This window comes from Bradyrhizobium iriomotense (genome assembly GCF_030160715.1).
Lineage (GTDB): Bacteria > Pseudomonadota > Alphaproteobacteria > Rhizobiales > Xanthobacteraceae > Bradyrhizobium > Bradyrhizobium iriomotense.
Genome location: NZ_BSOW01000029.1, coordinates 104,559 through 127,729, shown reverse-complemented (window position 1 = coordinate 127,729; position 23,171 = coordinate 104,559). Strand labels below are relative to the sequence as shown.

Annotated in this window: 23 protein-coding genes and 1 pseudogene; 10 read left to right on the top strand and 14 right to left on the bottom strand. The window is 64.5% G+C overall.

Translation table 11 applies throughout. The features are described from left to right. Positions 1-661 (bottom strand): ABC transporter ATP-binding protein (locus tag QQL28_RS33520; RefSeq protein ID WP_284272500.1); only part of this gene is annotated, 661 nt, incomplete at its 3' end. After that, on the bottom strand, positions 658-2,088 hold the full coding sequence (locus QQL28_RS33515; RefSeq protein ID WP_284272498.1) for an efflux RND transporter periplasmic adaptor subunit: 1,431 nt from the start codon (positions 2,086-2,088) through the stop codon (positions 658-660). The genes QQL28_RS33520 and QQL28_RS33515, both read right to left, overlap by 4 nt. A gap of 624 nt (positions 2,089-2,712) precedes the next feature. Here QQL28_RS33515 and QQL28_RS33510 point away from each other — a divergent pair. The 5 genes from QQL28_RS33510 to QQL28_RS45990 all read left to right on the top strand — a co-directional run bounded on the left by QQL28_RS33510 (position 2,713) and on the right by QQL28_RS45990 (position 5,359). Then, on the top strand, positions 2,713-3,411 hold the full coding sequence (locus QQL28_RS33510; protein WP_284272495.1) for a response regulator transcription factor: 699 nt from the start codon (positions 2,713-2,715) through the stop codon (positions 3,409-3,411). 114 nt (positions 3,412-3,525) lie between these two features. Further along, positions 3,526-3,912 (top strand): curlin subunit CsgB, encoded by a 387-nt coding sequence (locus QQL28_RS33505; RefSeq protein ID WP_284272493.1) that lies wholly within the window; start codon positions 3,526-3,528, stop codon positions 3,910-3,912. A gap of 123 nt (positions 3,913-4,035) precedes the next feature. Beyond that, a complete protein-coding gene (locus tag QQL28_RS33500) occupies positions 4,036-4,428 on the top strand; it encodes a curlin (RefSeq protein ID WP_284272491.1) in 393 nt (130 codons plus the stop codon). Positions 4,429-4,472: 44 nt separating this feature from the next. Then, positions 4,473-4,853, top strand: a complete 381-nt coding sequence (locus QQL28_RS33495; protein WP_284272489.1) for a curlin — start codon at positions 4,473-4,475, stop codon at positions 4,851-4,853. 53 nt (positions 4,854-4,906) lie between these two features. After that, complete coding sequence (locus tag QQL28_RS45990) at positions 4,907-5,359, top strand: curlin (protein ID WP_348522539.1); 453 nt, start codon at positions 4,907-4,909, stop codon at positions 5,357-5,359. 396 nt (positions 5,360-5,755) lie between these two features. Here QQL28_RS45990 and QQL28_RS46285 read toward each other — a convergent pair. Beyond that, positions 5,756-6,139, bottom strand: a pseudogene (locus tag QQL28_RS46285) (SecDF P1 head subdomain-containing protein); the annotation flags it as partial. Positions 6,140-7,066: 927 nt separating this feature from the next. On the opposite strand from QQL28_RS46285, the gene QQL28_RS33485 reads away from it, so the two are divergent. Beyond that, positions 7,067-8,974: an acyl-CoA synthetase gene (locus QQL28_RS33485; protein ID WP_284272487.1), complete on the top strand. Its 1,908-nt coding sequence runs from the start codon at positions 7,067-7,069 to the stop codon at positions 8,972-8,974. Between the two features lie 167 nt (positions 8,975-9,141). Beyond that, positions 9,142-9,822, top strand: coding sequence for a response regulator (locus tag QQL28_RS33480; protein WP_284272485.1), 681 nt, complete (start codon positions 9,142-9,144; stop codon positions 9,820-9,822). Between the two features lie 97 nt (positions 9,823-9,919). Here the strand turns inward: QQL28_RS33480 and QQL28_RS33475 are convergent, their stop codons facing one another. From QQL28_RS33475 to QQL28_RS33450, 6 genes are all read right to left on the bottom strand, one after another. Continuing rightward, on the bottom strand, positions 9,920-10,327 hold the full coding sequence (locus tag QQL28_RS33475; RefSeq protein ID WP_284272483.1) for a hypothetical protein: 408 nt from the start codon (positions 10,325-10,327) through the stop codon (positions 9,920-9,922). A gap of 229 nt (positions 10,328-10,556) precedes the next feature. Then, a complete protein-coding gene (gene uraD, locus QQL28_RS33470; RefSeq protein WP_284272481.1) occupies positions 10,557-11,447 on the bottom strand; it encodes a 2-oxo-4-hydroxy-4-carboxy-5-ureidoimidazoline decarboxylase in 891 nt (296 codons plus the stop codon). Positions 11,448-11,459: 12 nt separating this feature from the next. Then, a complete protein-coding gene (locus QQL28_RS33465) occupies positions 11,460-12,275 on the bottom strand; it encodes an ABC transporter permease (protein WP_284272478.1) in 816 nt (271 codons plus the stop codon). Continuing rightward, entirely contained in the window at positions 12,262-13,095 is an 834-nt protein-coding gene (locus tag QQL28_RS33460) for an ABC transporter permease (RefSeq protein WP_284272475.1), read from the bottom strand. Before QQL28_RS33460 ends, QQL28_RS33465 begins: the two co-directional genes overlap by 14 nt. A 14-nt stretch (positions 13,096-13,109) precedes the next feature. Continuing rightward, the gene (locus tag QQL28_RS33455; RefSeq protein ID WP_284272473.1) at positions 13,110-14,171 is read right to left on the bottom strand and encodes an extracellular solute-binding protein; all 1,062 of its coding nucleotides are present in this window, start codon (positions 14,169-14,171) and stop codon (positions 13,110-13,112) included. A 21-nt stretch (positions 14,172-14,192) separates the two neighbouring features. Beyond that, complete coding sequence (locus QQL28_RS33450; protein WP_284272471.1) at positions 14,193-15,269, bottom strand: ABC transporter ATP-binding protein; 1,077 nt, start codon at positions 15,267-15,269, stop codon at positions 14,193-14,195. A 171-nt stretch (positions 15,270-15,440) separates the two neighbouring features. On the opposite strand from QQL28_RS33450, the gene QQL28_RS33445 reads away from it, so the two are divergent. Next, a complete protein-coding gene (locus QQL28_RS33445) occupies positions 15,441-16,367 on the top strand; it encodes a LysR family transcriptional regulator (protein ID WP_284272469.1) in 927 nt (308 codons plus the stop codon). A 118-nt stretch (positions 16,368-16,485) separates the two neighbouring features. After that, a complete protein-coding gene (locus tag QQL28_RS33440; protein WP_284272467.1) occupies positions 16,486-16,983 on the top strand; it encodes a YcxB family protein in 498 nt (165 codons plus the stop codon). 12 nt (positions 16,984-16,995) lie between these two features. On the opposite strand, the gene QQL28_RS33435 is transcribed toward QQL28_RS33440, so the two are convergent. Together QQL28_RS33435 and purB are read right to left on the bottom strand one after the other, a co-directional pair. Continuing rightward, positions 16,996-18,168, bottom strand: a complete 1,173-nt coding sequence (locus QQL28_RS33435; RefSeq protein WP_284272465.1) for a M20 aminoacylase family protein — start codon at positions 18,166-18,168, stop codon at positions 16,996-16,998. Positions 18,169-18,277: 109 nt separating this feature from the next. After that, positions 18,278-19,585, bottom strand: a complete 1,308-nt coding sequence (purB, locus tag QQL28_RS33430) for an adenylosuccinate lyase (protein WP_284272463.1) — start codon at positions 19,583-19,585, stop codon at positions 18,278-18,280. 524 nt (positions 19,586-20,109) lie between these two features. On the opposite strand from purB, the gene QQL28_RS33425 reads away from it, so the two are divergent. Further along, positions 20,110-20,697 carry a TetR/AcrR family transcriptional regulator gene (locus QQL28_RS33425; protein WP_284272461.1) on the top strand — a complete coding sequence of 196 codons (588 nt, stop codon included), beginning with the start codon at positions 20,110-20,112 and terminating at the stop codon, positions 20,695-20,697. A 7-nt stretch (positions 20,698-20,704) separates the two neighbouring features. Here the strand turns inward: QQL28_RS33425 and QQL28_RS33420 are convergent, their stop codons facing one another. The 3 genes from QQL28_RS33420 to QQL28_RS33410 form a co-directional block, all read right to left on the bottom strand. Then, positions 20,705-21,001, bottom strand: coding sequence for a hypothetical protein (locus tag QQL28_RS33420; protein ID WP_284272459.1), 297 nt, complete (start codon positions 20,999-21,001; stop codon positions 20,705-20,707). Positions 21,002-21,097: 96 nt separating this feature from the next. Beyond that, complete coding sequence (locus tag QQL28_RS33415; protein WP_284272458.1) at positions 21,098-21,751, bottom strand: response regulator; 654 nt, start codon at positions 21,749-21,751, stop codon at positions 21,098-21,100. A gap of 7 nt (positions 21,752-21,758) precedes the next feature. Further along, positions 21,759-23,129 (bottom strand): sensor histidine kinase, encoded by a 1,371-nt coding sequence (locus QQL28_RS33410; protein ID WP_284272456.1) that lies wholly within the window; start codon positions 23,127-23,129, stop codon positions 21,759-21,761. Between the last annotated feature and the right edge of the window lie 42 nt (positions 23,130-23,171).

The window sequence follows — 23,171 nt, the reverse complement described above, 5'->3', positions numbered from 1 at the left end:
CATGCAGGCGAATGGTTCGTTCGCAGCGCGCGGCCACGCTGGAATCGTGGGTGATCATCACGACGGTCTGGCCGCCGTCGTGGAGCGCATCGAACAGGGCCAGAATCTCGGCGCCGGTCCGGCTGTCCAGCGCGCCGGTCGGCTCGTCCGCGAGCACGATCGCAGGCGAAGCGACGAGGGCCCGCGCGATCGCAACGCGCTGCTGCTCGCCGCCGGACAATTGCCGTGGAAAATGCCGCGCCCGGTGCAGCATGCCGACCGCCTCGAGGCACTGTTCGGCGCGCAGCATCCGCTGCTTGCGGCGCATGCCGCCATAGACGAGCGGAAGCGCCACGTTCTCGACTGCATTGTGCCGCGCGAGCAGATTGTAGGATTGGAATACGAAGCCAATGGCGTGCGCGCGCAGCTCGGATCTGCGGTCGTCCGGCAGGTCGGCGACATCGCCGCCTTCCAGGAGAATCGCGCCCTCGCTCGGACGATCGAGCAATCCGATCATGTTCATCAGGGTCGATTTGCCGGACCCCGACGGGCCCATGATGGCCAGACTTTCACCGCGCCGGATGTCGAAGCTGACGTCGCGCACCGCGGTCACCGCGACACCGTCGGTCCGGTAGGTGCGACAGACCGATCTGAGGCTGACGAGTGCGGGGAGGGCGGTCATGATCCGAACCTTATTCCGAGCAGTTCCATGCCTCCGGAGCGGATCGCCTGTCCGACGGCAACCTGGCTGCCTTCCATAAGGTCGCCGCTCTTGAGTGCGACCTGCTCGGCGCCTGCGGCGCCGACCGTGACCGCAACGCGCTTGAGCGAGCCCGCGGGTGTGCGCAGCCATACGCCGTCGCGACCTTTCGCTTCCGACGGCGGCGTGCCGTCCGGTTGGAAGCGCAGGGCGGCAACCGGCACTTTCAGTACGTTCTCCTGGCGGTCGACCACGATCTTGACGAGCGCGGTCATGCCGGGAAGCAGCGCGCCATCGAGATTGGAAGTCGACAGCACGACTGTATAGGTGACCACATTCTGCTGCGTCTTGGGCGCCTTGCGGACCTGACGCACGATCGCTTCGAAGCGGCGGTCAGGATAGGAATCGACTGTGAAGTGCGCGAGCTGGCCGGCGGCGATGCGTCCGATATCCGCCTCGTCGACCTGGGCGTGGATCTCCATGTCCTCGAGTCGGTGCGCCACCAGGAAGGCGGTTCGCGCCTCGAGGCCGACCGCAAGCGTCTGGCCCTCGTTGATGAACCGACCGACGACGACGCCATCGATCGGAGAGCGGATGATGGTGCGGTCGAGATCGGCCTCGGCAGCGCGGAGAATGGCCTCCTTCTCCGGTATTGCCGTCCTCGCCTGCAGGAGCTCGGCCTCGATCCGGCGCACGTCGGCAGTGGCGCCGTCGACGGCGTAGGCGTTCAGCGTCACCAGAACCTCCGCCTCGCGCTCCTGTGCGAGGCGCGCGGTGAAATCGGTCTGCGCATCCTCGACCGTCGTGGTCGCCACAACATTCTGCGACTGCAATGCCAATTTGCGCTGCAGCGTCCGCTGCGCCGACGCCTTGACGGCCTGGGCGCTGTCGAGCTTGGCTGCCAGCACAGCCCTTGTGCCCTTCGCATTCTCCAGGTCGATCTTGCCGCGGTCGAGCTTGGCCCGCTCCAGCTCGACGTTGGCGCGCGCCATCTCAATTGCCGCCTTAGCTTCGTCGACCTTGGCCGCAAAGCTCCGCGGGTCGATCTGTGCCAGCGGCTGGTCCTTCCGCACGTTGTCGTTGAAGTCGACGGAGACCTTTGAGATCTGCCCCGACAATTGCGAGCCCACCTCGATCGTCTTCACCGGCTGAAGCGAACCGGTTACCGTGATCGTCTGCTCGATGCTGCCGCGCTGGATCGAGGCGTAGCGGAACATCGGCGGGTCGGAGCCGAAGGTCGGCGTTTCGTGCGCGGCGGGCAGAACGGTCTGCGTGGTTGCGCGATAGACGTGTCCGGCTTCGTTGGCGATCCATGCGACCGAAGAGCGCATACCGGCGGGATCGATGGCAAAAGCCGCCGCAACTGCGGAAACGCCACCCAACGCAACGAGGATTGGCACAAAACGCATATTGAAACCCCGGCCTCATTAAAAAGATGACCGTCAGGCACAATTCGCACCTCACGCACAGATAGTAATTCCTGTGCTCTCGCTTGACGGTCCAGCAATATGTCGCCGGTTCTAGGTCTCTGGACGTGCGGGCTCCATGAAACAAACGTCAAGTTGTGCGTCGCTGATCTGCCACTATTGGGATGATGGATATACTCCGAGCGTCGACACGGCCTCAGAATCGATCTTTTTCAATCACTAATTGTAAGATGTGCTATGGTGTGGAGAGGGAATGCGCCGGTCGGAGCACAGTGATTTCTGCTCGTGCATGAGAGCGCACCATGAGCACATCGGTGACACGGCAGCGGTTTCAGCACATTCGTCGCACGGAAGCTCGGCCTTCCGCATCCGCAACGCTGCGTCATACAAGCTTAATGATCATCGCCGAATGCGAAGCAATGATCCCGCGCCCGCGCATGCGGCGCGTCGTCATCAATTTATCTCGCCGAGCAGGACGGAACACACACAAAGTGTGATCTGGCCCGCAGTAATATCACGGCGCTGCACTAGGATCGGTTGATTGCGAGGGAACCGGCACCGAGTCGGTTCCCCGACAAAAAGAATAGGACGAGGAGACTTTGGGTCATGAGTACGTGCCCGGCAACGATTTATGTGATTGACGACGATGAGCAAATACGGACCTTGCTTGGAGATCTTTGCCATGACGCCGGACTTGAAGTGAAGCTGTTCGGCTCGACCGACGAGTTTTCGGCAGAGCAACTCTCCGATGGTCCGTCGTGCCTGGTGCTCGACGTTCGCTTTCCTGGCACCTCGCCGACCGGGCTCGATCTCCAGCGAGCGCTGGCCGACTCCGGAGTCTCGGTTCCGATCGTGTTCATCAGCGGTCATTCCGACATCCGCGTCTCGGTGGAAGCAATGAAACGCGGCGCTGTCGAATTTCTACCCAAGCCGTTTCGCGAGCAGGAGTTTCTCGACGCGGTGAGGCTCGGCGTGGAGCGCGACCGCAGGCGGTTGGAGCGTGAACTCGTCGTGCGCGAAGCCCGACGGCGCTTCGAGGAGCTGACGGTGCGCGAGCGCGACATATTGCTGCTGATGGCGGAGGGACTCGTCGCCAAGCAAATCGCGGCCAGGCTGAATGTCAGCGAGGTGACGGTGAAGGTGCACCGCGCGCGCATGATGCGGAAGCTGCAGCTGCGCTCGCCCATCGAGGTGGTGAGGCTCGTCGACAGCATCAGGCCGGACGTTGCGATGACACGTCAAGGCGCCGTTGCATTGAATGGAGCCAAGCCGCACGCTGCATCTAGTCCGTCCGGACTAGCATGAACCTCAGTCTATCAAGCGCCCCGTCGACCGTTCAGAGTATCCCGCATGATGTCGCAGAGTTTTGCATACGACATCGCTCACCATCGCTAAACCTTGGCACGAAAGGGATACTCCATGCGTAAATTGATCCTCGCTTCCGTCGCACTGATCGCCCTCACCGCCGGCGCCCGCGCCGACAATACGGCGACCACCTTCCAAATCGGCGTCGTAAACGGCTCCTCCGTGAACCAGCAGGGCCACGTGAACGACAGCTCGACCACCACTCAGGTCGGTCTCGCGAACGGTGCGCTCACCCTGCAGGGTACGACCACGCCTTCGCTGAACAACACCAGCTCGGTGACCCAGGTCGGCGCCGCGAACGCTGCCATCACCGGCCAGGTTGCGACCGGCAACAACACCAGCGGCATCGGCCAGTTCTCGATCGGCGGCCCGCCGAACAACTTTGCCGCCGTTGGTCAGATCGGTGGCGGACTGAACCTCAGCTCCATCGTGCAGCACTAAGCCAGCCGCGTACCTCCCCTGGGCGCGCCACAGCGCGGGCGCGCCCGGGTCTTTCGAAATAACCGCGATCAGGCTCGTTCGTGAAACGGCGGATCGACCGGTTGCTATTTGCGGAGAAGTCATATGCGAATCAATTATCTAGTTGCGACGGTCGTCACGCTCGCCGCGTTGACCTCTGTCCAAGCCAAAGCTGACAACACGGCCAGCGTGTTGCAGTTCGGAACGACGAATTCTTCGTCGACAACGCAGACCGGCCCGGTGAACAACACCGCGACGACCCTGCAATTCGGTGCGACCAACACTGCATCGAGCGTACAGCTGGGATCGCTGACCTCGGTCAATTCGGCGACGATCGGACAGGGTGGCACGACGCCCACCGCGACCAACAATGCTGCGGTCGGTCAGGTCGGAGGTGCCAACACGAGCCTGATCGGTCAGATCGGCTTGAACAACACCGCCGCCGTCGGCCAGCTCGGGATCCTGAACGGCTCCACGATTCTGCAGGCAGCTCCGTGATCTGAAGTCGTACCGAGATCTCGGCAACAATGTGGAGGCATGCGATGAACAAGCATCTTCTGGTCGCTGCGATGGCAGCTCTCGTCTCCTGTTGCGCAGCGAGCGGCCCGGCGCGGGCGCAAAGCGCCGACATCAAGACGATCGTCTCTGTCAACGGGCCGCCGGTCGTACTGAACCAGACCAGCTCGACCAACATGGCCGGCATATTCATGGTCGGCGGCACGACCAGCGCGACGGTCACCCAGACCGGAAACAACAACGCCACCGGCGTCCTGCAATTTGGTGGAACCAACAGCGCGGTGGTCGGTCAGATCGGCGGGTTGAACATTGCGTCCATCGGCCAGGTGGGTCAATTGAACAACAGCGGCGCGGTCACACAGGTCGGCGGTGTCAACCTTTCGAACATCACTCAGATCGGACACTAAGTCTGGAACGCTGATCTGAAGGCGTTGACATTGCGGAGCGTCAGGGAGCGGCCATGAAATGGAGTCTTCAAGCCTCGATTTTCGCTGCACTCTTGGCCTCCGCGATCGGCGGGAGCTCGGCAGCATCAGCGGGCTCGGTCAAGAGCAGCCTAACGACCAGCGCGCTCAATATCGAGACGGTGTTCGCGTTCGGAAATGATCCGGGCCCGGTCCAGGTCAACGAAAGTAGTCAATTCAATTTCGCGAGGGTCATCGAACTCGGTGGCGCGAGTCCGGTCGGTGCAACGATTATTCAGACCGGAACACAAAACTATGCTAGCGTCTATCAGACTGGCAGCACGACCAGTGCCGCGATCGGTCAGTTTGGCGCGAGCAACACGACGAACGTCATGCAGATGGGCAATGCCAACAATACGCTGCTCGTTCAGGTTGGCGACATGAACACCGGTGCCGTCAGTCAGTCCGGCCGCTTCAACTGGGCGGCCATCTTCCAGTTCGGGCGCTGATCGGAAGAGGTGCGCGTCATGAAGCTCGTTCTGTTTGCAGCAGGAGTGGCGATGATGGTGTCTGGTGGAACGGGACCGGCGTCGGCAGGCAATGACGGAGACGGTCACACGACGATCGTCCAGGACGACAACGGCCAGACGGTGATCACCCAGAGCGGCGATCCCGCCCAGGCCGAGGTGCGCATCGAGAAAGAGCCCGGACGGACGACGGTCTACCGCAAGAGTGGCGGCAACACCACCGTCGTGACCCAGAGCACGAATCCGGCGGACCTTCCACCGAACCTGCGCGAATGGTTGAAAGGCCTGTCCGGGCGGTGAAGGCCGGAATTCCGCGCCTACCGGCTCTGGCCCCACGACCTGCTGCTCGACCAGCGTCAGTCGCCCGGGCAGTGCTGCAGCGACCAGCTTGCTGGCGACGCTGCTGGCCTCTTGAACCGTGAAGTTTCCTGAAATCTGCCCATGGCCGCCGGTGATCGGCTCGCGGATCACGGGCGCCGAGAGCACCTTGTCGTCGAGCACGATGGCAAACGGCTTGCCGACATTGTCCTCGGTAGCATGGGCGAAGCGCCGCTGGCCGCGGGCATTGAAGCGGAAGCTCACGACCGGGTCGTGGGTCCTGGAATCGTAGTTCGGCGCGGCGTCGCTGAGGTCGTCGCCCTCGAGCAGGCTCTCCTTCACCACGAGCCAGGGGGTGTCATCCTTGAAGCCGTAAAGGATCTCGGTGCCTGCGGGCGGGGAGTCCTTCAGCGCGTCCTGGGGAGAGATCGAGGTATCCACCATGCGGAAGCTGACCCGCACCTTCTTCGCGAACAGCGCAGCGACACGGTCGGGATCGGTGACGCCCGGTAGCACCAGGCGAATACGGCCGGCCCCGTCAGGCAGCACGCCGGCCGGCTTGATGTCGATGTCGTACAGGCGCTGGTCGATCATGGCCATGGACCGGTCGACCAGGTCGCGCAAGTAGGCAGCGAAGGCGGCATCCGTCGGCGCGAGCCTGATCTGACCGTTGCCGGCGTCGGTAACGGTCACCGGGCTGCCGGGGATCGGCGGGTACTCCTTGGGGGCGGTGAGCTTGGCGAGCACGCGGTCGCGGTCCTTCGGCTCGGCGATCTTGACCTCGACGCCGCCGTCGCGGATCGCAAGGCCGGAGAAGGGAATACGGCCGTCGTGCACGATGCGATAGACGTCATCGCGCAGGTCGCTCACCGTCCTGTCGCGCAAGGCGCCGGCGTCGACCTTGAACACCATGCGCGAGCCGCCCTGTTGTGCGATTGCCTTTTCGGCGAAGGCGGCGAGCTTGGCGCGCATCTTGTCGACCGGTGGTGCATCCTCGGCACGCGCCGCGTGCAGGGAGGTAGCGATTGCGGCAGCGAGGATGAGAGCCGCGATCAGCTCGCTCGTTCCACCCGTCCTCCTGCGTCCAAAGGCCCCCGCATCGATGGTCATGGCGTTCTCTCTTCTGGCAGACGGCGCCTGCCCACGAAACTTCAGTCGTAACCTCAGTCCCTTGGTCCCCCCGCCCGCTAAGGAGGTTCAATCGCCAAATCACCCATCACAGCGTCAATTTTCCGCTTCCGGAAGGCATGGACGGCGGCCAAATCATCGATCATGCTGTCAACTCTTGATCCGCGCGGGCGGGTTGAGCCCCGCCTAAAAGCAAAACCCAAAGAGGCCAGGCGGCACCAGACATGAGGGAGGACGGACGGAATGGCGGGCATTCACGCGCTCGATCGGATCATCGGCGAGGACTATCCGGAATTGGCCACGGACGAGCAGGTCCGGACGTTGGAGCGGGTGCCTTACGCGGAGCGCATCGCGGCCGAAAGCACCTATGATGCGATCAGGCTCGGTGCTGACAGGAATCCCGATGCGCCGGCGATCCAGTTCCTGCCCAGTGCCGATCCGGCCGACACGCCGCTGGTCATCTCGCACCGGGATTTCGTCGCGCGCGTCACGCAAGCCGCCAACATGTTTCACGCGCTGGGTGCGGGCAAAGACGACGTCATCAGCTTCATGCTGCCGCTCTTGCCCGACGCCTTCGTGACGCTGTTCGGCGCGGAGGCCGCCGGCATCGCCAATCCCGTCAATCCGCTGCTGGAGCCGCATCAGATTGCGGAGATCCTGGAGGCCGCCAACACCACGATCCTGGTCGCGCTCGGCCCGATGCCCGGCACCGGCATCTGGCAGAAGGTCGAGCAGATCCGCCCGTCCTTGAAGCGCCTCAAGGCGATCGTACAGGTGGGGGGCGGCGGCGATCCCGCGGACGGCATCTTCGCCTTCAACGATCTCATCAAGCAGCAGCCGGCAGACCGGCTCGTCAGCGGCCGCAAGATTCCCGGCAGCGACATCGCGGCCTATTTCCATACCGGCGGCACCACCGGCACGCCAAAGCTCGTGCGCCACACCCACGCCAACCAAGTCTATCAGGCGTGGGGGCTCAACCTGCTCCTGAGGTCGAAGCCGGGCAGCAATCTCTTGTTCGGCATGCCGCTGTTTCACGTCGGAGGCTCACTGACGCAGGTGCTGACGACGCTCGCGGGTGGCGGCTGCCTTGTGGTGCTGTCACCGTCCGGCTGGCGCAATCCAAATGCGGTGAAGAACATCTGGCAGCTCGTCGAGCGCTACAGGCCGGAGGCACTGTCGAGCGTGCCCACGGTGCTTGCAGCGACGCTCGGGGTCCCGCCGGGCAAGGCGGATATTTCCAGTCTGAAGTATGCCGCCGGTGGCGGCTCGGCGATCCCCGTCGCGGTCGGCTCTGCGATCCAGGACAAGCTGAAGCTGCCGGTGGTCGAGGTCTACGGCATGACCGAGACCTCGAGCGTGCATACCATCGCCTATCCGGACCGCCCCATCCGCCTCGGCTCGGTCGGCTTGCCAATGCCTTACGCCCGCGTGCGCATCGTCAAGCTCGACGCCGAGGGACGGCTCGAACGCGACTGCGCCGTGGACGAAATTGGCGTTGTGATCATGGCCGGGCCCGGCGTGTTCGGCGGCTATCTCAACGATGCCCACAATGTGGGGGCATTCGTCGACGAAGTCTGGGTCAATTCCGGCGATCTCGGCCGTCTCGATTCGGACGGCCAGCTCTGGATTACCGGCCGCGCCAAGGATCTCGTGATCCGCGGCGGCCACAACATCGATCCGGCACCGATCGAGGAGATCATGTTCCAGCATCCGGCCGTTGGCTTTGCCGCAGTGGTCGGCCAGCCCGACGCCTATGCCGGCGAGCTCCCCGTCGGCTATGTGCAGTTGAAGCCGGGTGCCAAGGTCGAGCCGGGCGAGCTGGAGACCTGGGTGCGCGAACGCACGCCCGAGCGCGCCGCCGTTCCCGTACAGATCATTCCGATCGATCCGATGCCCGTCACCGGCGTCGGCAAGGTGTTCAAGCCGCAGCTGCGCTGGGACGCAGCCCAGCGCGTGTTTGCCAAGGTGCTCACTCCGCTCACCGAGAAGGGCATCGACTGCAAGGTGAAGGTCGGTGCGCACGGCAGCCACGGCTCAATCGCGACGGTGACAATTGCGGGCGTGCCGGAAGGCCGGCGCGACGAGGTTGCAGGCGAGGTGCACAAGCTGCTCGATCCGTTCGTGATGCGGCATGAGGTGGCGTACGCGTAGGTGAGGGGGCGCGCGCTCAAGCCACCAGGCTGGTTTCATGAGCGGACACTGTCTGCTCCGCCTGGCTGGCGGGTCCGGACATTGACACGATCTGCCATGCCTTGACCCAAATCAAAACGGAATTGCATGGACCCGGCATTCTGGTGCGAGATTGTCGGAGCAGCCACGTGAGCCGATTTCTCATTGTCGATGACCATCCGCTGTTTCGGGAGGCACTGGAAGATTGCGTTCGCCGCGCCGCACCCGACGCTCGGATCCTGGAAGCGGCGACCATCGACGAAGCGCTCGACGTGCTGTCGTGCGGCGGGATTGATCTGACCATTCTCGACCTGTCCTTGCCCGGGACGACGGGATTGTCTGGCCTTGTTCGTCTCCGCAAAACCTTTGCCAGTAGCCCGATCGTCGTCGTTTCGTGCCATCAGGACCCACGTATCGTAGAAAGCGCGCTCTTTCTCGGCGCGTCCGGGTACATTCCCAAATCGATATCGAAGCAAGAGGTCGTGCGCGCGATCGGCGAAGTGCTGCGAGGCTCGATTTATCTTCCCTGTTGCTACCGAAGCACTGGGAACGCAGGTCAATTCAAAGATCCGATCAAAGAGCTCCTGAAGCACCTTCGCGGTCTGACTCCGCAGCAATTGCGGGTGCTTGAGATGATATACCGTGGCCTGCAGAATAAGCAGATCGCTTACGAGCTGAAGATATGCGAATCGACCGTCAAGGTGCACGTGTCAGAGATCCTTCGTCGACTGAATGTCACGAACCGCACCAAGGCCATCGTCGAGATGTCAAAGATCGATTTCGTCAATCTGATCGGCCGTGGCCCCGCCATGGTACAGGCGAGCATGTGACTGATCGCCAGAGGCCGGTGATCGCCGACATCATCATACACCCACAATATCGGCGTTTCGTGATCGGCGGGCCGCGCCTAGACGCACCGCAGCGGGTTCAATAATGCGCGACGATCACGAAGCGCTTGGTCGCCGTTTCACCCTCCGGCGGCGGTGTTGATCCGTCGGCAGTTTCCACCTTCATCACGGCGATGTCCGTTTCGGCCACCCCGAGGCGCAGAAGCTCCATGCGCGTTGCTTCGATGCGCCGGTCGGACATGCGCTGCTGGCCCTCAGGCGTCGCGGCCATGTCCGCCCAGGAATTGACGTCGATCTGGATGCGCGTGCCGGACGAGGCGTCTTGTACCGCATCGTCCACGAGCATCCGGCCGGAGTCCGATAGTCTCGTGCCGAGCCACTCACCTTGCGAAAGAAAGACGGTCGGCAACACCCTCGTCTCCGATTGCGCAAGTCCCGACGAGGCGCCAACCAGGAGCGCACAAGTGAGATAGGGAAGGACCTTCATGATCGTCTCCTCTCATCTGGTCGTCAGGGCCGCTCGATCGACCATGCTGCGCGACGGATGGCCAGAATAAGCAAGCGGGGAGGAAAGGAAAGTCCACAGGCTGCCCCCCTTTGAAGCTGCAAGCGATTACCATTCGAAGGTGCAACTGATTACCGTGGAGAGCCGGTGTCAGCGCCATCGCGAGCAAACACTCGTTGAGCCAAAGCCCCGGTGTCGCGCCGCCGCCACCTCAACTCCCGCGATAGGTCGAATAGCTCCACGGCGTGACCAGGAGCGGCACGTGCAGGTGCTGCTCCGGTTCCGAGACGCCAAAGCGCAGCGGGATGACGTCGAGGAAAGGGGGATCGCTGAGCGGGACGCCGCGGCCGGCGAAATAGGCGGCCGCCTGGAAGCGCAGCTCGTAAGTGCCGATCGGCACAGGCCGCCCCTCGATCGGCTCGGGGCTGGTGCGCCCGTCGGCGTTGGTGACGAGGTCGGCGATCAGGCGTTCTTCGCCGTGGCGCGACAGCTCGACCAGGCTGAACTTCATGCCGTCGGCCGGCAGCCCGCGATGGGTGTCGAGGACGTGGACCGACAGCGTGCCGTGGACTGCCAGCGGCTCCCCGCTCGCGATCATGCCGGCAAGGCGCAGGCTCGCGATGCGCGCGATCTCGGTCAGCGCCTCTTTCTGCTCCTGCGCAGGGTCGTTGTTGAGCCGCCGCGCGAAGGCGTCGAGGATCGAATCCTTGGTGTGGCGGCGGACGCAGATCATGAAGGGAAAGCCGAACTTGGCCTTGTAGGCGTTGTTCAGCCTCTCGAACATCGCGAACTCGGTTTCCGACAGCCGGTCGAGGCCGGCGCCGTCCTGCTCGCGCGTCGAGTGCGCAGTGAGGCCCTGGGCGCGCTGGGTCTTGTTGGCGAGGTCGGGATGCGAGCGGATCAGCTTGAGCCGCTGCTCGGCGGGCGCTGCCTCGATCGACGCGATCATCGCATCACGCAGCGCGGCGAGGTTCTTGAACGGCCGCCGCGCGGCGGCTTCCGTCGCGACCCACGGCGAGTATTCAAAGATATCGCCGAGCGCCGCGACGAAGTCGGCCGCGCTGGCGCGGTTGAGGGTGTCGAGGGTGAGTTGTCCCGGCACGAAAATCTCCCTTCAGTGCATCTGCCGGGTCAATCCGGCGAAGCGTTCGGCGAGCAGCATCAGGATCAGGGTGGCGATCACGATCGCGCCCGACGCGGCCGCGGTGCGGACGTCGAGATTGGTCTCGATCTGTTGCCAGAGATGGATCGGCAGCATCTCGGTGCGCTCGTCGGCGAGGATCAGCGACACCGGGACATTGTCGAAGGACGCCATGAAGGCAAGGAAGGCGCCAGCGCCGATGCCGGGCCCAATCAGCGGCAGGGTGACGCGACGAAACGTCGTGAGGCGACCGGCGCCGAGACTTTCTGATGCCTCGAGCAGGCTGGCGTCGAGCTGTGACAGCGAGGCGAGCGTGGTTCGCAGCACGAAAGGCACGCAGACGATGACATGGCCCAGCACCAGGAGGGGAATGTTCGGCGAAAGGCCGAGCCTGTTGATGAAGATCAGCGCGGCAAAGCCGAACGACAACGCGGGCAAGAGTAGCGGCGACATGAACAGGAGGTCCGCCGCGCGCATCAGGGGCGAACGGCTGCGCGCGATCGCGAGCGCCGCGGCCGTGCCGCAAGCGCCCGACAGCAGCGTGGTCCAGAACGCGACGACCAGGCTGTTCCAGGCGGCACGTTGCATCTGGTCGGCGTCGAGCAGCGCGAGATACCAGCGGAACGACAGGCCGGGCGGCGGAAACCGCAGGGACTGCGACGACGTGAACGAGGTCAGCAGCACCACCGCGGTCGGCAACACCAGGAAGACCAAGGCGATACCTGCAAGCAGCCCGAAGACGAGCTTGAGCGACAGGGCGTCCCAGCGGATTCGTCTAAGCCCGGCCATGAATCTCGCTCCTGCGGCCGATAGCGCCGAGCACGCCGACGACGATCATCACCGTGATCATGAAGATGATCGACAGTGCCGCGGCGAAGGGCCAGTTGTTAGCGCCGACCGCCTGCTGGTAGATATTGAGCGGCATGTAGATCAGCCGCGCGCCGCCGATCAGGGTCTGCGTGACGAAGGCGGTAATGCTTGCCGCATAAGTCAGGATGCAGCCGGCGATGATGCCGGGCAGCGACAACGGCAGCGTGACGCGGAAGAAGGTGCGCCATTCGCCAGCCCCGAGCACACGCGAGGCATCGGCAAGATTCGGATCGAGCTTCGACAGCACGGTGAGGATCGGCAGCACCATCAGTGGCATCTGCACCTGGGCGAGCACCATCACGACACCAACCTCGGTATAGAGCAGCCGCAGCGGCTCGTTGCTGAGGCCGAGCCCCATCACGACCTGGTTGAGCAGACCCTGCCGTCCCAGGATCACGATCCAGGAGAAGGTGCGGACCACGACCGAGGTCAGGATCGGAAGAATGACCAGGAACACCAGCACGCTCTGCCAGCGCGCGCCGGCACGCGCGCACAGCCAGGCGATGGGGTAGCCGAACAGGAGGCACACCAGCGTCGCCTTGACGCCGAGCAGGAGCGTGTCGATCAGGATCGAGTAGCTGAAGGGATCGGTGAAGAACTTGACGTAGTTGTGCAGCGTCCAGCCCTGCATGGCGATGTCGCCATGCAGTGATAGCAGCAGGAGGACCACGAGCGGCGCGACGAAAAAGGCCGTGAAGATGGCGGCAAGCGGCAGGACGAGCCTGGAATCGGCCTCCATCTTTGGGTGCTCCCCTAGAGCTTGATCTCGCGGTTGAAGCGATCGATCAGCGCGCCGCGCTGCGGATTGATCTTCTCCCAGTTGATGGTGCGGATCTTGGCGACGTCGTCGAGTGTCTTGGCCAGCGACTTGGTGATGGCGCCCTCGAGCTTGACCTTGGCATTGGTCGGAATGACGTCATAGGGCGCCTTCAGCAGCTTCTCCTGGGTCGCTGCGGCCAGATGCAGGTCGATATATTGAACGGCGAGTTCGGGTTCGGCTGCGCCTGCGACGATGTGCAGGCTGGTCGACCAGCCGACCGCGCCGGTTGCGGGAATCGTGAATTCGACCGGCACGTCCTTGGCCTTGAGCGTCTGCACGAAGTTGAAATTGTAGGGCGCGATGTCGATCTGCTCCTGCTGCCACAGCGTCGCAAACGCGCCGAGATTGGCGCCGATCGCGCCGACATTCGGCAGGAGCTGCTTCAGGAACTTGAAGGCCGGCTCGAAATCCTCGTCGGTGCCGCCCTTGACGCGGTTGAGCTCGGCGAGGAAGGCAATGCCGAGCTGGCTGTTGAGCGCGGTGAGGCCGACGCGGCCCTTGTATTTGGGATCGAGCAAGTCGTCCCAGCTCGTGGGCGCCGTCTTGATCTTGTCCGGATTGTAGCCGAGGCCGATCACCTGCATGGTGATCTTCGGGCCCCATTTGTCCTGCGCGGTCGGCAGCAGATCCCTAAAATTGGGTGACTGCGCCACCGGATATTCCATGATCAGGCCCTCGCGCACCGCGTCGATCACCTGCGGCGCGTCGAAGAAGGCGACGTCGAACGGCGGCTTGTTGCCTTTGGCGGCGGCGAGCCGCGACACCTGGTCGGTGCCGAGGATGATGGATTGCGTGACGGCAGCGCCGGTCAGTTGCCTGAAGGCGGGCGCGATGACGTCGCGGTCCGCCTCGTTCCAGGTGCCTGGAAAGGTTGCCGCGATCAGTGTCTTGTTCTGCGCGTGCGCAAAGCGAGGCAGGCTCGCCGCGAGCGCGAGGCCACCGGCACTGCGCAAGAGGCGCCGGCGATCGATCGTAACAGTGCTGAATGATGTCATGGCGGTGTCCTCTCCGGGCAATCAGGATGCTGGGAATACGTTGCAGGCCGCCGGCGAGGCCGGTGCCAGATAGACGGTTGCGCCGACAGGGCGCAGCCCACCCTCGGCATCGCGGGGCTCGGCGATCTTGAGCGAAGGGCCGCCAGTCAGCGCGACGTCGTAGACGACCTGCGCGCCGAGCGGCAGCACCGTGGTGATGACCGCTGCGAAGGCGCCGTCCGACGGAGCAGGCCGGAAGCGCAATTGCTCGGGACGAATCGAGACGACGACGGCGCGTCCCTGCTGGAATGCCTTGTCCGGGCCGACGGGGAGAATAGGGCCGTGCTCGAGCCGCACGGCAGGACCTTCAATGAACTCGCCGCGCAGCACATTGGTGGTGCCGACGAACTCGTTCACGAACAGCGTCTGCGGCGTATCGTAGATGCCGGTCGGGGTCGAGACCTGCTCGATGTGCCCGCGCGACATCACGGCGATGCGGTCGGCCATCGACAGCGCTTCCTCCTGGTCGTGAGTCACCAGAATGGTGGTGATGCCGGATTGCCGCTGGAGGCGCTTGACTTCGATCTGCATGTCGAGGCGCAAATTCTTGTCGAGGGCTCCGAACGGCTCGTCGAGCAGCAGCACCTTGGGATCGATGGCGAGGCAGCGGGCGAGTGCCACGCGCTGCTGCTGGCCGCCGGACAGCTCGCGCGGCTTGCGGCTGGCGAATTCACCCATATGGACGAGGTCGAGCATCTCGGCGACGCGCTTGCCGATACGCTCGCGCGGCCATTTGTGCGCCTGAAGGCCGTAAGCGACGTTCTCGCCGACGCTCATGTGCGGAAACAGCGCGTAGTTCTGGAACACGATGCCGACGCCGCGCTCGGCCGGCGACAGCGCATCGACCACGCTGTCGTCGAACAGGACGCGGCCTTCGGTCTGCCGGATGAAGCCGGAGATGATCCGCAACAAGGTCGACTTGCCGCAGCCCGACGGCCCGAGCAGGGCGACGAGCTCGCCGCCGGCAATGTCGAGGTTGATATCCCGCACGGCCGTGCTCGCGCCGAACCGGTGCGTGATGGCCTCGAGCCGGAGCCGATGCGAGCGAGACGCAGTCATGAACGCTTGCCCCAAAGCCTGCGACCGGCTTCTGGAAGCGACCGAAGGAGATGACCTCAGCGGGCATGTTCGGCACAATCACCCATTGCCGTCCAGCGCAGAATAGGCAATTCTCCATACGCAAAATTAGAATGGGCAAACTGGCATGGGCGTTGGCCGGGTGCAGGTCACGTGAGAGGGGCGCTCGTTCCAGCGGCGTTGCGCTACGTCGACCAGGTGGCGCGATCGGGATCGATCCAGAGCGCCGCCCGGGAAATGAACATCGCGGCCTCCGCCATCAACCGGCAGATCCTGCTTCTGGAGCGCGATCTCGGCGTCACCCTGTTCGAGCGTGTGACCGGCGGCATGCGGTTGACGCCGGCGGGCGACGCACTGGTGGCGCTGACGCGGCGGTGGCGCTCGGACGAGCGGCGGGCCAAGGCCGAGCTCAAGCAGTTGCAGGGCGTCAACCAGGGCCATGTGCGTCTCGTCGCGATGGACAGCCATGTCAACGGATTTTTGCCGCGCTTCGTGAGCGAGCTGAACGAGCGCCATCCCCGTATCTCGCTCGAGATTCAGATCGCCGGCACCGACGAGGCGCAGGCGGCGCTGCTGTCCGGAGCCGCCGATCTGATCGCCGCCTTCAATCTCAATCCGCATCGCGAGATTCATGTGCTGTGGCGGCGCGAGCTGCCGTTCGGCTGCGTGGTTGCGCCGAACCATCCGCTGGCTCGGCGCAAGACCACCAGCATGCAGGAGGTGGCGGGCTATCCGTTCGTCCTGCAAAACAAGGCGCTGGCGATCAGGCGCTATCTCGAGGCGCGCCATGGCTGGCTGCTGTCCGAGAAGACGATCGAGACCAATTCGCTGCAACTGGTGAAGCGCCTAGCCGGTAGCGGCAATTACGTCGCCTTCACCTCCGAGCTCGATGCCGCGCCCGAGCTGGTCAGCGGCGCGCTGGTCTTCGTCCCCGTGCGCGACAAGGGCGCCGATCCGCAGACCGTGAGCGTTGCCATCGATGCGCGCAAGCCGTTCGCCAAGATCGCGCGAATCGTCGCCGACGGGCTTGCCGCCGGCATGGACGCAGATCTGCAAGACGCGCGCCGCCGCATATCTTAGCGGGCAAATCGGCGCGCTTGTCCGAACCTGACGGCGCGGTCGGGCGACGAAACCTTGTCGGGCAATGGTGGCCTGACACCTTGCCTGCGGGCGCCGGTTTCTTCTCAGGGATCAACGGATGTCGCCGCTGAAATACCATCGCGATCTGGCGCACTGGACCGAGTTCGTGCGCCTTGCGCAGGCTCGCGTTTATGGAAAGTGGATGCGGCTCGCGCTCCTGGCGGCCGGTGCCTTGCCGATGCTGCTTGGCATCATAGCGTCGGCGCTGTGGCCGGGATCGGTCGACACGACCTCCGTGCTGTTCGGCGTCCTGAGCACGCTCGTGGTCATCGGCGCGCTGTCGCGGTTCGGGCTTCGCCGCCACGTCAAGGACGCCGGCTGGGTTCTCGGCAATCGCGAGATCACCGTGACGGAGCAGGGCTTCGTCGATGCCGGCAACGGCACCGTGCTCAGCGTGGACTGGCCGGCGATCGAGGGGGTGAGCGTGGCCAGGAACATCATCGTTCTCTGGATGGACCGGGCCGCGGGGGTCTTCATCCCCCGCATCGCCTTCGAGTCCGACGACGACGAGCGCAGCTTCGTCGAGTTTGCCGGCAAGCGCTCCGGTGCCGCGTAACGTTAGGGTGGCTTAGCCCGCCGGCATCGTCTTCTCGATCAGGCGCACCCAATATGACGCGCCGTGGCCGAGGATGTTGTCGTTGAAGATGTATGCGGGATGGTGGCACTCGTTGCCGTCGCCCATGCCGACCAGGATCATCGCGCCGGGACGCGCTTCGAGCATGAAGGAGAAGTCCTCGGCGCCCATCATCGGAATGAATTTTTCGTTGACGCGATCGGCGCCGGCGATGTCGCGGGCGACCTCGGCGGCAACGCCTGCTTCGCGCGCGTGGTTCATCGTCACCGGATACATGCGGGTGTAGTTGGTCGCGGCCGATCCGCCATAGGCCCGCGCCACGCTGTCGGCGACCTCGCCGATGCGGCGCTCGACGAGATCGCGCACTTCGGGGTCGAGCGTGCGCACCGTGCCGCAGAGCTCGGCGACCTCCGGGATGATATTGAAGGCGGTGCCGGCGTGGAATTGCGTGATCGAGACGACGGCGGATTTGAGCGGGTCGACGTTGCGCGAGACGATCGACTGCAAGGCATTAACGATCTGGGAGCCGATCAGGACACTGTCGACCGACTTATGCGGGCCGGCGCCGGCATGGCCGCCCTTGCCATTGACCGTAATCTGGATGTTGTCGGAGGAAGCGAGCATCGCGCCGGGAGTCGTTGCGAAATGGCCCTCGGGCAGGCCCGGCATGTTGTGCATGCCGTAAACCTCCTGGATGTTCCAGCGGGTCATCAGGCCGTCGTCGACCATCGCCTTGCCGCCACCGCCGCCTTCCTCGGCCGGCTGGAAGATCACGACCGCGGTGCCGTCGAAATTGCGCGTCTCGGCAAGATATTTGGCGGCGCCCAGCAGCATCGCGGTGTGGCCGTCATGGCCGCAGGCGTGCATCTTGCCGGGGACTTTGGAGGCATAAGGCACGCCGGACGTCTCCATGATCGGCAGCGCATCCATGTCGGCGCGTAGGCCGATCGTCCGGCCGGACGTCGCCTTGCGGCCGCGGATCACCCCGACCACGCCGGTGCGGCCGATGCCGGTCACCACCTCGTCGCAGCCGAACGCGCGCAGCTTGTCGGCAACGATGCCGGCGGTGCGGTGCACCTCGTAGAGCAGCTCGGGGTTCTCGTGGAAGTCATGGCGCCAGGCGGCCATTTCGTCGGAGAGTGCGGCGACGCGGTTGATGACGGGCATGGGCAGGGTCCGTTTTCTTGAGTTGTAGCCCGGATGAGCGAAGCGACATCCGGGATTTTCGTGAGTGGTCCCGGGTGTCGCTGCGCTCACCCGGGCTACGGAAGCGTACTCAGCTCTCCCCGAACACGCGCTTGAAGATCGTGTCGACGTGCTTGAGGTGATAGCCGAGGTCGAACTGCTCCTCGATCTCGGCGTCCGAGAGATACTTCTTTACCTCGGCGTCCTTCTTCAGGAGCTGCAAAAAGTCGCCTTCGCCGCGCCAGACCGGCATGGCGTTGCGCTGCACGAGCTTGTAGGCGTCCTCGCGGCTCGCGCCCTTCTGCGTCAGCGCCAGCAGCACGCGCTGCGAATGCACGAGGCCGCCGAGGCGGTCGAGATTCTTCTGCATGTTGGCAGGGTAAACCAGCAGCTTATCGATCAGGCCGGCGAGGCGGACGAGCGCGAAGTCGAGCGTCACGGTCGCATCCGGGCCCATCATGCGCTCGGCGGAGGAGTGCGAGATGTCGCGCTCGTGCCAGAGCACGACGTTTTCCAGCGCCGGGGTCACGTAGGCGCGTACCATGCGCGACAGACCCGTGAGGTTTTCCGACAGCACCGGATTGCGCTTGTGCGGCATCGCGGAGGAGCCCTTCTGTCCCTCCGAGAAGAACTCTTCGGCTTCCAGCACTTCGGTGCGCTGGAGATGGCGGATTTCCACCGCGAGACGTTCCACGGAGGAGGCGATCACGCCGAGGGTCGCAAAATACATCGCGTGGCGATCACGCGGGATGACCTGCGTCGAGATCGGCTCCGGCGTCAGCCCCATGGCTTTCGCGACGTGCTCTTCGACGCGCGGATCGATCTGCGCAAAGGTGCCGACGGCGCCGGAGATGGCGCAGGTCGCGACTTCCTTGCGCGCCGCGATCAGGCGCTCCTTGGCGCGCGAGAACTCGGCATAGGCAAAGGCGAGCTTGAGGCCGAACGTCACCGGCTCGGCATGGATGCCATGGGAGCGGCCGATGGTCGGTGTCATCTTGTGCTCGAAGGCGCGCTTCTTGAGCGCAGCCAGCACCTTGTCGAGATCGGCGAGCAAGAGATCGGCGGCGCGGGTGAGCTGGACGTTGAGGCAGGTGTCGAGCACGTCGGAGGAGGTCATGCCCTGGTGCACGAAGCGTGCCTCCGGGCCGACGATCTCGGCGAGGTGGGTCAGGAAGGCGATGACGTCGTGCTTGGTCTCGCGCTCGATCTCGTCGATGCGGGCGACGTCGAAGGTGGCGTTACGGGCCTTGTCCCAGACCGTCTTGGCGGCCTGCTTCGGGATCGTCCCGAGCTCGGCCAGGGCGTCCGCCGCGTGCGCCTCGATCTCGAACCAGATCTTGAACCGCGTCTGCGGCTCCCAGATCGAGGCCATTTCCGGGCGGGTATAACGGGGGATCATCGCAGACGCTCCAGGTGGGGCGGGGCGCGCCTGAGGGCACGGACACCGGCCAAAATGCTTTTTACGCCGCGATTTAGCAGAGCGGAGAGGGCGAAACAAACGGCTTGGTCCCGCAAGCGGGGGATAGCCAGGGGTTTTCGCGAGGGTATCAATCACGAAAAGCTGACTGACAGATATTGAAATCTGTCAGCGAGATGTGTATATCCGTCTTCGGACGCTCGGATTGGGCGTCCCGCGTTCCCGCCCAGGGAGCCCGAGGTCCGAAACAAAGGGGACACTTGGGCCGTAATTCAAAGAGGGTAGGTCGCGGACGAGTGGAGACTTACGACAATGACGACCGAAATCCTCAATATCGCCGGGCAGATTGGGCACTGGCTCAATGTCCTGGTGGCGCGCCAGATCGCGGCGCAGGCTGCAAAACTGCCGCATTAAGGCAAGAGCTTTCCGAACGACCGGCACGGCCGCTTCGGAACGCGGCCTAATCGCCGGGTGAATGGCCCCTCTCACGGGAACATGGTGCTGGCATGAACGAAGCCGTTGTCTTGACGCCGGAGCGCATCCTCGAAGTTACCGAGGACGTGCTCAGGCGCTATGGGCTTGCCAAGGCCACCGTGGTCGACGTTGCTCGTGCGCTCGATGTGAGCCATGGCAGCGTCTATCGCCATTTTCCGAGCAAGGCCTCGCTGCGCGAGGCCGTGGCCAAGCGCTGGCTCGAGCGCATGGATGCGCCGCTGCGCAAGATCGCCCAGGATACGGGGCCTGCGCCGGCGCGGCTGGAGACCTGGCTGCGGACGCTTTTTGCCGCCAAGCGCGAGCGCGTCTGCGACGATCCCGAGATGTTCCAGACCTATCTGACACTCGCGCGTGAAGCCTGCGCGGCGGTGAAATGCCACAAGGACGGCCTCGTCGAGCAGATGTCGGCCATCCTGTCCGACGGCGTGAAGCAGGGCGTGTTCGACGTCACTGATACCAAGGCTACAGCACGCGCGATCTTCGATGCGACCAGCCGCTATCACCATCCCGCCCACGCCGACGAGTGGAAGGACGCCGATCTGCCGGCACGCGTGGACGCGCTGTTGGCGCTGCTGCTGCGCGGGTTGAAGGCGGCCTGACCGCTACTCACCCCCTCGCTTTGTGGAGGAGACCCCCGTTGTGCGCGGGCGGCGGGTGACGGGCCTGTTTCTGCGCGCGAAACGCGCCGGCCGATGGCGCGACAGGGGGACTCTCCGGATACACATTGACTTCGACTTCGACGACGTCCTTTGACCGCTTTCGCAGCCGGTAGAACGTAAGCTCCTGTGCAAGCATCGGGCAACGGAAGCTCACGGCGGCCGTATCCGGCAAGCGGCAAAGCTCGTCGATGAGCTCGCCTACGGTGATGATCGGGGGATGGACGACTGCCTTGCGAGTACTCATGGCGTTACTCCTCCACTTTGCTACTAACTGGCGCCGAAGGGTCTCCGTTCCATTTCGCACAGCAACAGGGCCTGCCAAGGTGCGGCAGCCCTCCTGCTAGATTCTCGTCAGCCCGCAAGCAGCGGCCAGCCGCACGAGCTGTGCGTCGGTCCGCGCGCCCGTCTTCGTCTTGATGAGGTAGTGATAGTTCTGCACCGTCTTCACGCTGAGATTGAGGTGTGAGGCGATCTGCTCGGTGGTGGCGCCGCTGACGAACTGCCGCAGGATCTCGATTTCGCGTTCGCCCAGCTGATCGAGCAGCGAGCCCGTCGGTGACAGGCTCTCCTCGGCCAGAACATGGGCGATGTCGTCGCTCATGGCGCGTTCGCCGCGCGCAACCGCACGAACGGCGGCGACGACCGCGGCGGGATCGCTGCTCTTGGTGACGAAACCGCTGGCGCCGGCATTGAAGGCTGCCTTCACGAGCACGGCCTCGTTGTGCATGGTAAAGACGAGGATCCGCGCACGGGGATTGCGGGCGCGGATATTGCGGATAGCCTCGAGGCCGCTTGCGCCGGGCATCGAGATGTCCAACACGACGACGTCGGGATCGTGCGTCTTGAAGGCGCCGTAGGCGTCCGCCGCGTTGTCGGCTTCGGCGACGACATGCAGGTCGCCCTGGCTTTCCAGGACGCGCCGGTAGCCTTGCCGGACGATCGGATGATCGTCGACCAGCAGCACCGAGATGCCCTTTGCCGCCACCTCCGTCATGTCAGCCTCATGCGGCCAGCGGAATGGTCGCCGCCACGCTCAGCCCGCGATTGGCGCGCGCGATCGACAGCGAACCGCCGGCGGCCGCGACGCGCTCGCGGATGCCGGTCAGCCCGAAGCCGGCCGACTGTGCCACCCGATCTGCATCGCCGCCGCCGTCGTCCTCCACGCGGATCAGGAGGGCGTCGTCCTCGCCGGCGCGCCGCTCGATCCGCAGGTTGATCTTGCGCGCCGCGCTGTGGCGCAGCGCATTGGTCAGGCATTCCTGGGCGACACGGTAGGCGGTGGTTGCAGCCGTGCCGCCGATATCCGCGAGATTGCCCTTGAGGTCGAGCTGGATCGTCGGCTGCGTGGCGCTCTGCGAGCGCCAGCTATCGACGAGATTGACGAGGCTCGCCTCGAGCCCCAGCTCATCCGGCAAGGGATTGCGCAGCCGCTTCAGCGTGTCGCGTAAGCTCGCCATGATGCGATGCGTAGCCTGCGAGATCATGCGTGCATCCTGTGCGATCCCGCCTGCATTCGCCTCCTTCGTGCTCGCCGTCTCGATGGTGCTGGAGAACGCGAGAATGGCGGACAGATTTTGTCCGAACTCGTCATGCAGCTCGCGCGCGAGCGCGCGCCGCTCGTCGTCGCGGATTTCGAGCAGGCGCCTCGTCAGCGCCGTACGCTGCTCGGTCGCTTCCTCGAGCCGCTCGCCGAGCTCGCCGACGGCATTGCCGATCATCGCAAGCTCCATGGAACGGAAGCGCGGCAGCGGCGTGCGGTACTGCCCGCGCGCCATCCGCTGCAAGGCGGTCACGATCGAGCGGGCCGGCGCCAGCGCATGCGCGATCGCAAGCGATGCCAGCAGCGCGATCGCCGCCGACATCAAGAGCGCGACGTCGATCACGTTGAGAATGTACTCCCAGGCGAGGGAGATCGCCGCAGCCTGATCAGGCGTCGCCACGACCGTACCGGCCGCGGCCGCGCGCGGGCTCACCGGTCGCACCACCTCGGCATGGCTGCCGAGGAAGGTCGGGACCAGGGACGCAAACCAGCGCGGCGGGGTCTGGCCGATGCCCTGGCTCTGGCCGCACAGGGGCTTCTCGAATGCGGCCGCTGGCTGGAACTGGACGCATACGCCCGGCGCAATCAGCTTCATCGTCTCCAGCGTGCGCCAGTCCGGAACCGGTACGAGATGCTCGCGCATCCTGCTGCTGCGCAGCAAGAGCTCGCGCCAGTACAGCGCCTCCAGCGCATGCGCAACGCGCTGGGCGGAGGCGGCCGTGGCGCGATCGACGCTGCGATAGGCATCAAAAGTCGCCCAGACCGTCGCGGCGGTCAGGCACAACGCGACGATCAGGAGCAAACGGGCGACGAGCTGAAGCACGAGGCGCATGCGATCACCCCCAACGTTTGGTAAGGTCACGATAACAACGCC